Annotated in this window: 14 protein-coding genes; 10 read left to right on the plus strand and 4 right to left on the minus strand. The window is 62.8% G+C overall.

Features of this window, described 5'->3' with window-relative positions; all coding sequences use genetic code 11:
- Positions 1-18: 18 nt before the first annotated feature.
- Positions 19-681 (plus strand): PEP-CTERM sorting domain-containing protein, encoded by a 663-nt coding sequence (locus ACI1V7_RS16215; RefSeq protein ID WP_404532830.1) that lies wholly within the window; start codon positions 19-21, stop codon positions 679-681.
- A 244-nt stretch (positions 682-925) separates the two neighbouring features.
- Here the strand turns inward: ACI1V7_RS16215 and glmS are convergent, their stop codons facing one another.
- On the minus strand, positions 926-2755 hold the full coding sequence (glmS, locus tag ACI1V7_RS16220; RefSeq protein ID WP_404532831.1) for a glutamine--fructose-6-phosphate transaminase (isomerizing): 1830 nt from the start codon (positions 2753-2755) through the stop codon (positions 926-928).
- Between the two features lie 148 nt (positions 2756-2903).
- On the opposite strand from glmS, the gene ACI1V7_RS16225 reads away from it, so the two are divergent.
- The gene (locus tag ACI1V7_RS16225; RefSeq protein ID WP_404532832.1) at positions 2904-3377 is read left to right on the plus strand and encodes an Lrp/AsnC family transcriptional regulator; all 474 of its coding nucleotides are present in this window, start codon (positions 2904-2906) and stop codon (positions 3375-3377) included.
- A gap of 363 nt (positions 3378-3740) precedes the next feature.
- Here the strand turns inward: ACI1V7_RS16225 and glmU are convergent, their stop codons facing one another.
- Positions 3741-5117: a bifunctional UDP-N-acetylglucosamine diphosphorylase/glucosamine-1-phosphate N-acetyltransferase GlmU gene (gene glmU, locus ACI1V7_RS16230; protein WP_404532833.1), complete on the minus strand. Its 1377-nt coding sequence runs from the start codon at positions 5115-5117 to the stop codon at positions 3741-3743.
- Between the two features lie 27 nt (positions 5118-5144).
- Here glmU and ACI1V7_RS16235 point away from each other — a divergent pair, with 27 nt between their 5' ends.
- From ACI1V7_RS16235 to ACI1V7_RS16260, 6 genes are all read left to right on the plus strand, one after another.
- Positions 5145-6053 (plus strand): DUF6279 family lipoprotein, encoded by a 909-nt coding sequence (locus ACI1V7_RS16235; RefSeq protein WP_404532834.1) that lies wholly within the window; start codon positions 5145-5147, stop codon positions 6051-6053.
- Positions 6054-6136: 83 nt separating this feature from the next.
- Complete coding sequence (rsmD, locus tag ACI1V7_RS16240; protein ID WP_404532835.1) at positions 6137-6781, plus strand: 16S rRNA (guanine(966)-N(2))-methyltransferase RsmD; 645 nt, start codon at positions 6137-6139, stop codon at positions 6779-6781.
- Positions 6782-6916: 135 nt separating this feature from the next.
- The gene (gene coaD, locus ACI1V7_RS16245) at positions 6917-7417 is read left to right on the plus strand and encodes a pantetheine-phosphate adenylyltransferase (protein WP_404532836.1); all 501 of its coding nucleotides are present in this window, start codon (positions 6917-6919) and stop codon (positions 7415-7417) included.
- A 17-nt stretch (positions 7418-7434) separates the two neighbouring features.
- Entirely contained in the window at positions 7435-7692 is a 258-nt protein-coding gene (locus ACI1V7_RS16250; RefSeq protein ID WP_290414654.1) for a YfhL family 4Fe-4S dicluster ferredoxin, read from the plus strand.
- A gap of 153 nt (positions 7693-7845) precedes the next feature.
- Entirely contained in the window at positions 7846-8430 is a 585-nt protein-coding gene (locus ACI1V7_RS16255) for a DUF1003 domain-containing protein (protein WP_404532837.1), read from the plus strand.
- Between the two features lie 85 nt (positions 8431-8515).
- On the plus strand, positions 8516-9115 hold the full coding sequence (locus ACI1V7_RS16260) for a chalcone isomerase family protein (protein WP_404532838.1): 600 nt from the start codon (positions 8516-8518) through the stop codon (positions 9113-9115).
- Between the two features lie 696 nt (positions 9116-9811).
- On the opposite strand, the gene ACI1V7_RS16265 is transcribed toward ACI1V7_RS16260, so the two are convergent.
- Positions 9812-10102, minus strand: a complete 291-nt coding sequence (locus ACI1V7_RS16265; RefSeq protein ID WP_404532839.1) for a hypothetical protein — start codon at positions 10100-10102, stop codon at positions 9812-9814.
- Between the two features lie 165 nt (positions 10103-10267).
- Between ACI1V7_RS16265 and ACI1V7_RS16270 the strand changes: the two genes are divergently transcribed.
- A complete protein-coding gene (locus ACI1V7_RS16270) occupies positions 10268-11248 on the plus strand; it encodes a LysR family transcriptional regulator (RefSeq protein WP_404532840.1) in 981 nt (326 codons plus the stop codon).
- 133 nt (positions 11249-11381) lie between these two features.
- On the opposite strand, the gene ACI1V7_RS16275 is transcribed toward ACI1V7_RS16270, so the two are convergent.
- Positions 11382-11837, minus strand: a complete 456-nt coding sequence (locus ACI1V7_RS16275) for an Lrp/AsnC ligand binding domain-containing protein (protein ID WP_404532841.1) — start codon at positions 11835-11837, stop codon at positions 11382-11384.
- A gap of 212 nt (positions 11838-12049) precedes the next feature.
- On the opposite strand from ACI1V7_RS16275, the gene putA reads away from it, so the two are divergent.
- Complete coding sequence (putA, locus tag ACI1V7_RS16280) at positions 12050-15709, plus strand: trifunctional transcriptional regulator/proline dehydrogenase/L-glutamate gamma-semialdehyde dehydrogenase (RefSeq protein ID WP_404532842.1); 3660 nt, start codon at positions 12050-12052, stop codon at positions 15707-15709.
- Positions 15710-15724: the final 15 nt, after the last annotated feature.

Consider the following 15724-nt stretch of genomic DNA (forward strand, 5'->3'; position numbering starts at 1 on the left):
CACCCGGCAGGAGTTGCCATGACTTCGACACATGTGCGTCACGCTGTCACCCTTTCCGTCACTTGCTTCGGCATCCTCGCTGGCGGTCAGGCCCTTGCCGCTCCCCTCGAACCGCTGTGGTACCGCACGACGGTCGATGCCGACCGCGACAACGTGCATTTCGCGATCGGCTTCAACCGCGCGCCAGACCTGAGCACCCTCGACGCCGCTGGGCGCCAGGTGGACAGTTTCCAGATCTGGACCGACGACAACGGCACGCTGCCCTTCTTCGACGCCGCGCGCGTAGGCTGGGGCGGGCTGCCCGAAGGCGGTTCGGCCGTCCTGTCCGTGGCGGCAGTGCCAAGCACCGGCGAACTCGAATACATCAAAGTACGCTCGGCCAGCTGGCCCGGGCCGTGGTCGGCGAACGGCTGGGGGTCGGTGGAAGCGCGTGCGGGCTATATCCTGGATGCCGACAACGTGTTCAGTTTCGACGTGCCGTTGGGGCTGCTCGCCAATAGTGGGGACGGGCGTTTCTATTACACGCTTGAAACGTACGACACGGGCGGCACCGTATCGTCGAACAACGGCTACAGCGGCTATACCTACGTCGTCGGCGCGGTGCCCGAGCCGTCGATGATGGCCTTGGCGCTGGCCGGGCTGGGGCTGCTGGGAGCAGCAGCAGCACGGCGCAGGCGTTGAATCCGCATTTCCGCCTTGGAGCGCCTAACAAATCTCCATGGCTGCGTTGCATCGTCGCGCCGTACTGGCGTACTGTCTTCGACGCTGCGCCTTGCCCTGAAGGTTTTGTCAGGCGCTCGTATTCTTCGTCAGTCATGGACCGCGCGATGACGTGACGTCTCCTGCCGGGCCTGCACCATGTCCGGCGTCCGATGCGAAGTCGGGCACTGCGTGCCCGCAAGGTCAGGTCGCGTATTCGATCCCCTTACTCGACCGTCACCGATTTCGCCAGGTTCCTCGGCTTGTCGACGTCGGTCCCGCGCGCCAGCGCCGTGTGGTAGGCCAGCAGCTGCAGCGCCGCCACGTGCAGGATCGGCGACAGCAGGCCGTAGTTCTCGGGCAGGCGGATCACGTGCAGGCCGTCGCCCGAGGTGATGCGCGAATCGACGTCGGCGAACACGTACAGCTGGCCGCCGCGGGCGCGCACTTCCTGCATGTTCGACTTCAGCTTTTCCAGCAGGGCATCGTTCGGGGCGATCGTCACCACCGGCATCTCTTCCGTCACCAGCGCCAGCGGGCCGTGCTTCAGTTCGCCGGCCGGATAGGCTTCCGCGTGGATGTACGAGATTTCCTTCAGCTTCAGCGCGCCTTCCAGGGCGATCGGGTAGTGCATGCCGCGGCCCAGGAACAGGGCGTTTTCCTTGCGCGCGAATTCCTCGGCCCAGGCGATGACTTGCGGCTCCAGCGCCAGCACGGCGCTCAACGCGACCGGCAGGTGGCGCATCTGCTTCAGGTAGCCGCTCTCCTGCTCGTCCGTCAGGCGGCCGTTCACTTGCGCCAGCGTCAGCGTCAGCAGGAACAGCGCGGCCAGCTGGGTGGTGAAGGCCTTGGTGGAGGCTACGCCCACTTCGACGCCGGCGCGGGTGATGTAGGCCAGCTTGCACTCACGCACCATCGCACTGGTAGCGACGTTGCAGATGGTCAGCGTGTTGACCATGCCCAGGCTGCGCGCATGCTTCAGCGCGGCCAGGGTGTCGGCCGTTTCTCCGGACTGCGAGATCGTCACGACCAGGGTGTTCGGGTGCGGGACGCTGTCGCGGTAGCGGTATTCGCTGGCGATCTCGACGTTCACCGGCAGCTGGGCCACAGATTCGATCCAGTATTTCGCCGTCAGGCCCGCGTAGTAGCTGGTGCCGCAGGCCAGGATCAGCACGCGGTCGATTTCCTTGAACACGCGGTAGGCCTGGTCGCCGAACAGTTCCGGCATGATGCCGGTGACGCCTTCGAGCGTGTCGCCGACGACGCGCGGCTGCTCGAAGATTTCCTTCTGCATGTAGTGGCGGTAGGGGCCCAGCTCGGCCGCGCCCGTGTGCGCATGCACCGTCTTGACTTCGCGCTCGGCCGGGCGGCCGTTGGCGTCCACGATCCAGTAGCGGGCCAGTTGCAGGTCGACCACGTCGCCTTCTTCCAAGTAGATGATCTGGTCGGTGGTGCCGGCCAGCGCCATCGCGTCGGAAGCGACGAAGTTCTCGCCGTTGCCCAGGCCGACGATCAGCGGCGAACCCTGGCGCGCGGCCACGACGCGGTGCGGCTCTTCGCGGCAGAACACGGCGATCGCATAGGCGCCGTGCAGGCGCTTGACGGCCTGCTGGACGGTGTCGAACAAGTCGCCGTCGTACATGTGGTCGACCAGGTGGGCGATGACTTCGGTGTCGGTCTGGCTCTGGAACACATAGCCCAGGGCGGTCAGCTCGGCGCGCAGCTCGTCGTGGTTCTCGATGATGCCGTTATGGACCAGGGCGATGCGCGCATTCTCTTCGCTCGGCGAAAAGTGGGGGTGGGCATTCTTGGTGGCCGGCGCGCCGTGCGTGGCCCAGCGGGTGTGGGCGATGCCCGTGAAGCCCTCCAGGCCCGTTTCGCGGACCTGCGTCTCGAGGTCGGCCACGCGCGAGGTGCTGCGCGAACGCGCCAGGTTGCCATCCACGTGCAGCGCGACGCCGCAGGAATCGTAGCCACGATACTCGAGACGCTTCAAGCCTTCGATCAGGATGGGAGTGATGTTGCGCTGGGCAACGGCGCCGACGATACCGCACATGGGGATTCTCCAAGAATTTAACTAACGCAACAACTGTAGAACATTCGGGATGAAATAAGCTTTCAGTGCGCGGCTGCTTTTGAAATAATATTTCATTACAATCTCATCGTGAAATTTTCTTTCAAATACATCCAAATATTTTATAAATATGTCAGATTCCTCCGAACAGCTGGACGATATCGATCGTCGCATCCTGAATACCCTTCAGATTGATGCCTCGCACACCAATGCCGAGCTCGCTGAACTTGTCCACGTGTCGCAGCCGACATGCCTGCGCCGGGTCAAGCAGCTGACGGAGCGTGGTGTTATCGAGAGGCAAGTGGCCATCGTGGCACCGGACAAGGTCGGCGCCAGGCTGACGGCCATCGTCGAGATCACGCTCGACGTCCAGGCTGCGGACCGCATGGAAGAGTTCGAAAGTGTCGTCGCCGACGAGGGGGCCGTGCTGCAGTGCTACCGCGTGTCTCCCGGCCCGGACTTCGTGCTGATGGTGCAGGTGGCGGACATGCCCGCTTACCATGCGCTGGCGCACCGCCTGTTTACCACCCACAGCAATGTGCGCAACGTGAAAGCCTATTTTTCGACCTTCCGCAGCAAGTTCGAAACGCGTATCGCCGTCTGAGGGCAGTGGACAAACGGGGAGCATTCTTCCACACCCTCCTGTGGATAACTTATCCGATCCCGCCGCGCGTGCATGCCGGTCGCATACGGCAAGGATGCCGTAGCCCGCACCATGCGAGGCTTTGCGGAAACCACCCCTGGTATCGCGATGTGCCAGGCTTGTGGATGACTTTGTGGATACCACTGTGGACGAGCGGTTGACATCCCTGTGCATAGCCGGTGGAACACCATGTGCACAGACAGTGGACCAGGCTGTGGCTTTCCTGTGCACATGGCTGTGCCCAAGCTGTGATTTTGCTGGGGAAGAGGTGTGGATACGCTGTGCCCATCCGGTGGACAGGCACAGCACAGGGGGAGGAGAAGCTTACTTCTTGACCTTGACGGGGCGCTGCCAGCCTTCGACGGTCAGCTGCTTGGGACGCGAGATGGTGAGCTTGCCGGCCGGCGCGTCCTTGGTCAGCGTGGTGCCGGCGCCCAGCGTGGCGCCCTTGCCGACGGTGACCGGCGCCACCAGCTGGCTGTCGCTGCCGATGAAGACATCGTCCTCGATCACCGTGCGATGTTTATTTGCGCCATCGTAGTTGCAGGTGATGGTGCCGGCGCCGATGTTGACGCGCGAGCCGACGTCGGCGTCGCCCACATAGGCCAGGTGGTTTGCCTTGCTGTGCGCGGCGACCTTGCTGTTCTTGACCTCGACGAAATTGCCGATGTGGACATCCTGGCCCAGCTCGGTACCGGGACGCAGGCGCGCATACGGTCCGATGATCGATTGTTCTCCGACGATCGCTTCTTCGAAGTGGCAGAACGGTTTGATTTGGGCGCCGGCGGCGACGGTCGTGTCCACCAGCACGCAATTGGCGCCGACGGTGACGCCATCGCCCAGTTCCACGCGGCCCTCGAACACGCAGCCGACGTCGATGATCACGTCGCGCCCGCACACGAGTTCGCCGCGCACGTCGATGCGCGCCGGATCCATCAGCGTCACGCCCTGCTCGAGCAGGCGCGTGGCGATATTCAGCTGGTGGCGGCGCTCCAGTTCGGCCAGCTGCACCTTGCTGTTCACGCCCGCGACTTCCCACTCGGCGCCGGGCTGTGCCGAGACGACGGGTACGCCGTTCGCCACTGCCTGGGCCACGATGTCCGTCAGGTAGTACTCGCCCTGGGCATTGTCGTTCTTCAGTGCATTCAGCCAGCCGGTCAGGTGGCGCGTCGGGATCACCATGATGCCGCTATTGATTTCCTTGATCGCACGTTCGGCTTCGCTCGCATCCTTTTCCTCGACGATGCGCACGATGCGGCCCTCTTCCCGCACGATGCGGCCCAGGCCGAAGGGATTGGCCTGCTCGACTGTGAGAATTGCCAGCTTGTCGTCGCCCGCGGCCTCGACCAGGCGGCGCAGCGAATCGGCCGTGGTCAGCGGAACGTCGCCGTACAGCACCAGCGTCGGCGCGTCCTCGTCGATCTGCGGCAGGGCCTGCATCACGGCATGACCCGTTCCCAGCTGCGGCTGCTGCAGCGCCGTATCGATGGCGATGCTGGCTTCGCCTCCCCAACCCTGGACGGCGGTCGGCACCGCTGCGCCGCCGTGTCCGTAAATCACGCATAATTTGCTCGGGTTCAGGCTGAGTGCGGTGTCGATGACATGCTGCAACAGCGGCTTCCCGGCCAGTGGATGCAAGACTTTCGGCAAGGCGGACTGCATGCGTTTGCCCATGCCGGCGGCGAGGATGACTACGTTCATAAGCCGTTCTCAATCGAGTTAATAAAGATGAAAAAGTTTAACACGCCCCCTTATCAGCAATCGTCCCTCATCCAGCGCGTGCGCACGCTGTTCCTCATCGGCCTGATGGTGCTCGCGGCCGGCTGCAGCACGATCCGCTTCAGCTACAACCACGGCGACACGCTGCTGTACTGGTGGCTGAACGCCTATCTCGACCTCGACAGCGACCAGTCCGACTGGGTCAAGAAAGACATCGACAAACTGTTCCAGTGGCACCGCTCGACCCAGTTGCGCGACTACGCCGGCCTGCTGGGCAAGATGCAGCGCCAGCTGGCCGACGGCAACGTGACCCAGGACGAGTTGCTGGGCGACTACCGCGACATCAAGGCGCGCACCGAATTGCTCGCCTTCAAGGCCTTGCCGGACCTGGCCGACCTCGCCATGTCGATCAAGCCGGACCAGATCGAGCAAATGGAGAAGAAATTCGCCAAGAACAATAACGACTACCGCAAGAAATTCATCAGCGGCAGCGTCGAAGACCGGCAGAAGGAACACTTCAAGAAGACGATGGAACAGTTCAACCTGTGGTTCGGCAGCTTCAGCCGCGAGCAGGAAGCGCAGCTGCGCAAGCTGTCCGATGCGCGTCCGCTCGACGACGAAGTCTTCCTGCAGGAACGCATCCTGCGCCAGAAAAAGATCGTCGCCACCTTGCGCCGCATCCAGCAGGAAAAGCTGAACAAGGAACAGACGATGTCGGCCGTGCACGGCCTGCTGCGCGACTTCTTCGACCGCATGGAAGCGCCGGAGCGCAAGGCCTTCTATGACAGCTACGTCGACAGCACGTCGAAATTCATCGTCGCGGCGGTCAAGCTGACGACGCCGGAACAGAAGGCGCATGCGCAGAAACGCATGCAGGGCTGGATCGACGATCTGAATGCCCTCGCGGCCGGTAAATAAGGTCTGCTTCTACACATGGTGGGCACCACGTGCCCACCATCCCCTCCCGAAATACCCGCTTCGCTGCATGCTATAGTCCCGCCATGCAAAAGAAGCCTTCCCATTCCTACCCGCGCCGTCCCGGCCCGCCGCAACAGGTCCGCATCATCGGCGGCGACTGGAAACGCACCCCGCTCCCCGTCCTCGACGCCTTCGGCCTGCGCCCGACCCCGGACCGCGTGCGCGAAACCGTCTTCAACTGGATCAATCACCAGATGGATGTCGACTGGAACCAGGCCGACGTCCTCGACCTGTTCGCCGGCAGCGGCGCCCTCGGTTTCGAGGCGGCCAGCCGCGGCGCCCGCGCCGTGACCATGGTCGATACCGTCGGCCCCGTCGTGCGCCAGCTCGAACAGATCAGGGACAAGCTGAAGGCCGACAAGGTCAAGGTGCTGCGTGCCGACGCGCTTGCCGTCGCGCGCGACCTGGCCCAGCGCGGCCAGCGTTTCGACCTCATCTTCCTCGATCCGCCTTACCAGCAGGATTTCCTCAGTCAGGCCCTGCCACTGTGCGCGGCCCTGCTGAAGGAAGGCGGCCTGGTGTATGCTGAGTCCGGCGAACGCCTGCCATTCCCGGAGCAGCAAGGTGACGAGATGCTGGACGAGCTGCCGGAATGGCTGCAGGGATGGGAGCTCGTGCGCGGGGACAAGGCCGGCATGGTGTACTTCCATCTGCTGAAGCCAGTGTGATTCCGTTGCACTAAAACACCGCTTGGTGGAGATAATCTGCTTAAAGTTTAAGCAAACTACGCCCCATCCCGGGGCGGCTGCCGAAATTTCAGGCATAATGCGCGTCTATTCAGGTGCATTTTCCAGGGAGCCGCAATGGTTGTAGCCGTTTATCCAGGTACTTTCGATCCGCTGACCCGCGGCCATGAAGATTTGGTGCGTCGCGCATCGGGTCTGTTCGACACCCTGGTGGTCGGTGTCGCCGACAGCAAGAACAAGAAACCGTTCTTCTCGCTCGACGAACGCCTGGAAATCGCCAACGAGGTGCTGGGCCATTATCCGAACGTGAAGGTCGAGAGCTTTTCCGGCCTCTTGAAGGATTTCGTGCGCTCGCACGATGCGCGCGTGATCGTGCGCGGCCTGCGCGCCGTCTCCGACTTCGAGTACGAATTCCAGATGGCGGGCATGAACCGCTACCTGCTGCCCGATGTCGAAACCCTGTTCCTGACCCCGTCCGACCAGTACCAGTTCATCTCCGGCACCATCGTGCGCGAGATTGCCATGCTGGGCGGCGACGTGTCCAAATTCGTGTTCCCCTCGGTCGACCGCTGGCTGCAAAAGAAGATAGCCACGCTCGCGGCCGCTCCGAAAGCATAAGGTTCGACAGATTCACCATGGCTTTGCTGATTACCGACGACTGCATCAACTGCGACGTGTGCGAGCCCGAGTGCCCGAACGAAGCGATTTCGATGGGCGAGGAGTTCTACCAGATCGACCCGCACAAATGCACGGAATGCGTCGGCCACTTTGACGAGCCGCAGTGCCAGCAAGTCTGTCCTGTGGCGTGCATTCCGTTCAACCCGGATTGGCGCGAAACGCGCGAACAACTACAGGCGAAGTACGAACGCCTGACGGCCGAGAAGGCCGCCTGACCCAGCAACGGCCGCCTCGCGCGGCCGTTTTCTTTTTCACAGTCTGCTGTGGATAAGTTTTACTGTTTTGATTGCATCCACAATAGGTTTATTCATTGTGCATGCAATTTGTGCGCGCGAACTTGTCCACAGATGGCGTGCTATGCTGGATTCATGGACGACGACCCTGCTTCACATCCTCCACTACCGCCGTCGGTCGGCGAGAACATCGGAACCATTTCCGAGTTCTACGCGCGCCATGAACAGCACGTGTCCGCCACCCAGCGCATCGTCGAGAAAGTGGCGCTGTTCCTCGGCAGTCCCAGCTACGTGGCGGCGAACATCTTGTTCATCGTGTTCTGGATCGTGGGCAACCTGATGGCCCCGGACATGGGCTGGGACCAGGTCGACGAACCGCCGTTCTTCTGGCTGCAGGGCTTCGTCAGCCTGAATGCGTTCATCATTTCCACCACCGTGCTCATCCGCCAGAACCGCATGTCGACGCTGGCCGACCACCATGCCCACCTCGACCTGCAGGTCAACCTGCTCACCGAGGAAAAGACCAGCAAGATCATCGAGATGCTGGAAGCACTGCGGCGCGACCTGCCCGGCGTGCGCCAGCAGCAAGACCCCGAAGCGGAGGAACTGGCGAAGCCGGCCGATCCCGAAGAAGTGCTGGCTGCAATCGAGCGGGAACATGACGAGCCGTATGGCGAAGCAGGCAATAGCGCCCTCAAGCGCCAGCCAGACAGCGAGTGAATACGGCCGCCAAAGCAAGATGTTGCCTGTGGATGATTCTGTGGATAAAGTGTGTGGACACCCACAACACAGAAGGAGACACACCATGGTTTCTCGACGCACCGGCCTGAAAGCGGTTGCTGCCGGCTTCATCATTGCCCTGGCGCTGGGCCGGCCCGCATCTGCCGCGGTCGACATCGACGGCTATCGATTCGACGATAGCGCCAAGGTCGCCGGCAAGGACTTGAAGCTCAATGGCGCCGGCATGCGCACCAAGCTCGTCTTCAAGGTCTACGCGGCCGGCCTGTATCTACCCGAAAAGAAGAACAACGTGCCCGACATCCTCAAGCAGGACGGCCCGCGCCGGGTGACGCTGCAGATGGCGCGCGACGTCTCGTCCGAGGATTTCGGCAAGGCATTCACGGATGGCCTCAACGATAACGTCGACAAGGCGGACAAAGCGAAGATCGCCTCCCAGATCAGCAAGCTGGGCGCCATCTTCGCCTCCGTCGATGGGCTCAAGAAGGGCGACGTGCTGCACATCGACTGGATCCCCGGCACCGGCACCGTATGCGAACTGAACGGCAAGAAGCTGGGCGACACCATTCCCGACCTGGCTTTCTACAATGCCTTGCTGCGCATCTGGCTGGGCGACAAACCGGTCGACCGCTCCCTCAAGCCGGCACTGCTGGGCGACGCCAGATAAGTTTCCCCGTTCCTCTCCCGAACGCGGCCCCGGGCAACCGGCGGCCGCGTTTTTTTTGGTCCGATTTTTTGACTGCGTGGCTTCCTTTTTTTTGGATGTGGTCGACCTCGTCCGGAACTTCCGCGGCCTCCTACGACACGTGCATTCGAATGGATCGAATATTACCGTTACTCATCCATATTCGATGACTAAATATGAACTTCGCTCATCCTTACGCTAAAAGTCATTCTTCGGGTATCAACCATGCGCTAATGATACTGGCAACCACACTCGAATATCGCTGTACCTGGCTGCAAGATACAGCGTCCGTTCTACTTTAAAACTCGTCAATATCTATCATCTTCATAGTAAAATAATGCGAACATGCAAAAATTGTAGTGTTCGACGTATTCGACGATACATCATGCATAGACTAATTGTTAAATCCTGTGTCCGGAAAAACCCCTGGTCAAAACGAGTAACCGAAAGTGATCCAGGCCGCATGAGCCGGGGTCGGATTTGGCTGAGGAAAGTATCGAAGAAGAGGATGACGGTCGGAGAATGCCAGCGACCGGAGGTGCTAAGGCGTGGGAATGCATGGCCTTGCGCCATGAGGATCGGAAAGTAATGAAGACTGTTGCCTTAAGGCATAAAAAAAAGCGGCGCCGGAAGTCCGGTCGCCGCTTTCAGGGGAGGAAGCGTTTTAAACTGCTAAGATCAGGAGCGCGAACCCATGGCGCGGATGTCGGCGCTGCCGGCATCGCTGTCGTTGGCGGCCGGCGTCGCCTGGGCCAACTTGGCATTGCGCAGCTTGCGGCGCGCGGCCAGCTCGTCCTTGGTAGGACGTGGACGCACGGCCAGCATCAGGGCGCGCGCGATACCGACCAGCAGCGGTCGGAAGAACATCAGTACGCCGGCGAGCAGGGTCAGTTGGACCATGCCCGTCAGTACCTGGGTGAAGGGCAGCGCCGTCACCGAGGTTTGGAAGAAAGCATCAGAGAAAGACATGACGTAGACAGACTCAATAATTGATCATCGATTTATTCGATGTAACTATAGTGCAACGCAACATATAATTCTAATTACGCTTTCTGATAGCCATTATATTGATCGTGAATGAAATGGGGTACACTGGCACCCATTCCCATTTGCTTGATCCAAGAACGGAGTCCCATGAGCTTCCTCACGCTTGATCTGAACCTGCTCCGCGTCTTCGATGCCGTCATGACCGAGCAAAACCTGACACGTGCCGCCGGCCACCTCGCGATGACCCAGCCGGCCGTGTCGAATGCCATCAAACGCCTGCGCGAGAGCCTGGGCGACGAGCTGCTGATCCGTACGGCCTATGGCGTCAAGCCGACGCCGCGCGCCGAAGCATTGTGGCCGGCCGTGCGCCAGGCATTGGCCGCGCTGGAAGCGGCCGTGATGCCGGAAACCTTCGACGTCTCGAAGGCGCAGGCGACTTTCCGCATGGCCATGGCCGACGCCACCGCCGCACTGTGGCTGCCCTCGCTCGTGCGTTCGATCGAAAAAGAGGCGCCGGGCGTGAACATCCGCATGGTGCCGCTGACGACACGCGAACCGCGCCCGATGCTGCTGCGCGGCGACATCGACCTGGCGGTCGGCTTCTTCCCGGGCGTCGCGGCGCAGCTGTCGTACGAAACCGGTTCGCCGATCCGCCACGAACGGCTGTATTCGGGCGAGTATGTCGCCGTGATGCGCAAGAACCACCCGCTGGCCCAGGCCAAGCTGGACCTGGACGAATACTGCAAGGCAAACCACCTGCTGGTGAGCTTCTCGGGCCGCGCCCACGGTCTCGTCGACGAAGCCCTGGCCCAGATCGGCCGCGAACGCCGCATCCTGTTGACCGTGAACCAGTTCTTCACCGCGGGCCGCGTGGTCGCCAATTCCGACCTCGTGACCGTGCTGCCGAAGCACCTGATCGCCTCAACAGGCGCGGCCGATGCGCTGGTGTGGCGCGAACTGCCGTTCCAGCTGCCGGCCGTGCACCTGGACATGTTGTGGCACGAACGCGACGGTCGTAGCCCGGCGCACCGTTGGCTGCGCAAGAATCTGGAAAACATGTCCGCGACGGCACAGAAGATGTTGCCATCGAAGTCGGAAACGACGGAGCGGATGGAAAAGATCGCGTAAGCGCAGCGCGTGGCAGTAAAACCACGTCGCCCCTGCGCAGGCAGGGGCCCAAGTCCTGCATGCCTTGTCGCCATGCTTGGAAATTGGGCCCCTGCCTGCGCAGGGGCGACGGTGTTTTGAATTGGCGTAAGCCTTATTTGATGGGCAGCTTGGTCGTGTTCTTGACCTCTTCCATCACCGCATACGTGTGCGTCTCGCGCACGCCTTTCTGCAGCAGCGTCTTGCCGAGGAATTCGCGGTAAGCTGCCATGTCCTTCACGCGGGCCTTGACGAGGTAGTCGAAGCCGCCGGCCACCATGTGGCATTCCAGCACCTCCGGAATCAGCTGGACGCTCTGCTTGAAGGCGTCGAACACTTCCGGCGTCGTGCGGTCCAGCACTACCTCGATGAAAACGAGCAGGGACACGTCCAGCAGCTGCGGGTTCAACTGGGCCGTGTAACCCATGATGTAGCCGGACTCGTGCAGCTTGCGCACCCGTTCCAGGCAGGCCGCCGGGGACAGGTTGACCCGTGCCGCCAGCTCGACGTTGCTGATACGCCCGTCGCCCTGCAGCTCGGCCAGAATTTTCTTGCTGATCTTGTCCAGCATACTGCGTTCTCCACTATAAATATTATTTGGTGAAATTCTCTCACCAAAAACTATCTTTTTCTAGTCTTCTCTAAAAACAGAATTAATAAAGAAGATTTCCTTCTACAATCGAATCATTGATCCGCAATTGACATCGCGTCGGCCCTGGCACTGGGGACCGGCGCGTTTTGCTGTGCGGACGTCCATTTCCTTATCGCTTACACCATACCTCCATGAACATTGCCGCCACTCCGGCCATCACCTTCGTTCCCTTCGATGCGCTGCAGGCCGAGACCCGCCGCGAACAAACTCCCTTGCGTGCCGCCATCACCGCCGCCTACCGCCGCGACGAGACCGCCGCCGTCGAATGGCTGCTGGAGCAGGGCGCACGTCCGCATGCCGACGCGCACGCGCTGGCGCACCGCCTTGTGGCAGCCGTGCGCCAAAAACGTACGCGCTCGTCGGGCGTCGACGCGCTGATGCACGAATTCTCGCTATCGTCCGAGGAAGGCGTCGCACTGATGTGTCTCGCCGAAGCGCTGCTGCGCATTCCGGACACCGACACCGCCGACCGCCTGATTGCCGACAAGATCAGCAAGGGCGACTGGAAGAAACACCTGGGAGAATCTCCGTCCCTGTTCGTCAACGCCGCCACCTGGGGCCTGCTCATCACGGGCAAGCTGGTGTCGTCCAGCAGCGAAACCGGCCTGGGCGCGGCAATGACGCGCATCATCGCCAAGGGCGGCGAACCGCTGATCCGCAAGGGCGTCGACCTGGCCATGCGCATGCTCGGCAACCAGTTCGTCACCGGCCAGACGATCGACGAAGCATTGAAGAACAGCCGCGAAAACGAAACCCGCGGCTACCGTTACTCGTATGACATGCTGGGCGAAGCCGCACTCACGGAGTTGGATGCAAGCAATTACTATGCCTCCTATGAAGCGGCGATCCACGCGATCGGCAAGGCGTCCAATGGCCGCGGCATCAAGGACGGTCCCGGCATCTCGATCAAGCTGTCGGCGCTGCACCCGCGCTACAGCCGCGCGCAGTACGAGCGCGTGATGGGCGAACTGCTGCCGCGCGTGCGCAGCCTCGTCCTGCTGGCCAAGCAGTACAACATCGGCATCAATATCGACGCCGAGGAAGCCGATCGCCTCGAGATCTCGCTCGACATGCTGGAAGCGCTGGCATTCGACCCGGCCCTGTCCGGCTTCGAAGGCATCGGCCTCGTCGTGCAGGGTTATCAAAAACGCTGCCCCTTCGTCATCGACTACGTGATCGACCTGGCGCGCCGTAGCGGCCGCAAGTTCATGGTGCGCCTGGTCAAGGGCGCCTACTGGGATGCGGAGATCAAGCGTGCCCAGGTCGACGGCCTGCCCGGCTATCCCGTCTATACGCGCAAGGTGTACACGGACGTCTCCTACCTCACCTGCGCGCGCAAGCTGCTGGGCGCGACCGACGTCATCTACGCCCAGTTCGCCACGCACAATGCCCACACCTTGTCCGTGATCTATACCTGGGCCAAGGCGGACGGCGTGTCCAACTACGAATTCCAGTGCCTGCACGGCATGGGGGAAACGCTGTACGACCAGGTCGTCGGCAAGGACAACCTCGACAAGGCCTGCCGCATCTACGCGCCCGTCGGCTCGCACGAGACGCTGCTGGCCTACCTGGTGCGCCGCCTGCTGGAAAACGGCGCCAACAGCTCCTTCGTGAACCAGATCGTCGACGAGAGCATCGCCATCGATGCGCTGCTGGCCGATCCGTTCGAACAGGCCCGCGCCGCCAAGTGCCTGCCGCACCCGCGCATCGCGCTGCCCCAGGCGTTGTTCCCGGACGGCCGCCGCAATTCCGCCGGCATCGACCTGGCCAACGAGCACATGCTGGCCCTGCTGGGCACGGAGCTGGCCAAGCCGCGCCACTACCTGGCGGCGCCGCTGGTCGAAGGTCCGCTCGAAGCGGCCGGTGCGGTGAATGTCGTCAACCCGGCGCAATCGGCCGACATCGTGGGCCAGGTGACGGAAGCGACGACGAGCGATGTCGACACGGCGCTGCAGGCGGCGGTGGCCGCGCTGCCGGCCTGGGAAGGCCTGGGCAATGCGCAGCGCGCCGCCCTGCTCGAGCGCACGGGCGAGCTGTTCGAAACGCACATGATGGAGCTGATGGCCCTGGCCGTGCGCGAAGCGGGCAAATCGCTGCCGAACGCGATCGCCGAGATCCGCGAAGCCGTCGACTTCCTGCGCTACTACGCGGCCGAGATCCGCGCCACGGCGCCGGCGAAGGCGCTGGGCCCCGTCACCTGCATCAGCCCCTGGAACTTCCCGCTGGCCATCTTCACGGGCCAGGTCGCCGCTGCGCTGGCGGCCGGCAATACGGTGCTGGCCAAGCCGGCCGAACAGACGCCGCTGATCGCCCACCGCGCCGTCCAGCTGTTCCACGAGGCGGGCGTGCCGGCCGGCGCGCTGCAGCTGCTGCCCGGCCGCGGCGAGACCGTCGGCGCCGCCCTGACGCAGGATGCGCGCGTCAAGGCCGTGATCTTCACGGGCTCGACGGAAGTGGCGCAATTGATCAACCGCACGCTGGCCGAACGCGCCGCGCGCGAAGGCTGCGACATTCCCCTGATCGCCGAGACGGGCGGCCAGAACGCGCTGATCGTCGATTCCTCGGCGCTGCCGGAACAGGTCGTCCAGGACGTGCTGAGCTCGGCATTCGACAGCGCCGGCCAGCGCTGCTCGGCGCTGCGCGTGCTGTTCCTGCAGGAAGACGTCGCCGACAAGACCATCAAGATGCTCAAAGGCGCGATGCAGGAATTGCGCGTGGGCGTGCCGGACCGGCTGGCGACCGACATCGGTCCCGTCATCGATGCGGAGGCGCAGCAGAACCTGCTGGGCCACATCGAACGCATGAAGGCCACCGCCAAGCAGCACTTCTCGCTGGCCCTGCCGGCGGAATTGCAGGCGCAGGGCACCTTCGTGCCGCCGACCGTGCTCGAGATCGGTTCCCTGTCCGAACTGACGCGCGAAGTGTTCGGTCCCGTGCTGCACATCGTGCGCTATCGCCGTGCGGACCTGCCGCAAGTGATCGACGCCATCAATGCCACCGGCTACGGCCTGACGCTGGGCGTGCATTCGCGCATCGACGAAACCATCGACTTCATCGTTTCGCGCGCCCACGTGGGCAATATCTACGTGAACCGCAATATCGTCGGCGCCGTCGTCGGCGTGCAGCCGTTTGGCGGGGAAGGGAAGTCGGGCACCGGTCCCAAGGCCGGCGGCCCGCTGTACCTGAAGCGCCTGCAGCAGCATGCGCAGCCGCTGCGCAGTGCAGGCAACGCGCGCGAACGCCGTGCCGATGCCGCCCTGGACGCGCTGCTGGACTGGGCACGCGGCAATGGCCACGGCGACGTGGCGACGCTGGCGGAAGGCTACAAGGAAACGTCGCTGGAAGGCGTGCGCATCGACTTGCCGGGCCCGACCGGCGAGCGCAACGCGTTGGCCTTCACGCCGCGCGGCACCGTCCTGTGCGCGGCCGATGGCACCAAGGCCCTGCTGAACCAGCTGGCGGCCGTGCTCGCGACCGGCAACCGGGCCCTGGTCCTGGCCGATGCGCGCAGCCAGGTGCTGTCCGGCCTGCCGGCGGCGGTGAAGGAGCGTGTGCGTTTCATCGGTGACGCGGAACTCGACGGCAGCGACATCGCCATGGCCCTCGTCGATGCGAACGTCAAGGGTGACGTGCAGCGCAAGCTAGCCGGCCGTCCGGGCGCCATCGTCGGCATCGTCGATACGCGGGAACAGGAACCGGTCGCCCTGTGGCGCCTGGTGGCCGAACGTGCCGTCTGCGTGAATACGACGGCGGCGGGCGGCAATGCGAGCTTGATGACGCTGAGCGTCTAAGCCTCTGAGCGTCTG

Source organism: Massilia paldalensis, assembly GCF_044901715.1.
Taxonomy (GTDB): domain Bacteria; phylum Pseudomonadota; class Gammaproteobacteria; order Burkholderiales; family Burkholderiaceae_D; genus Telluria; species Telluria paldalensis.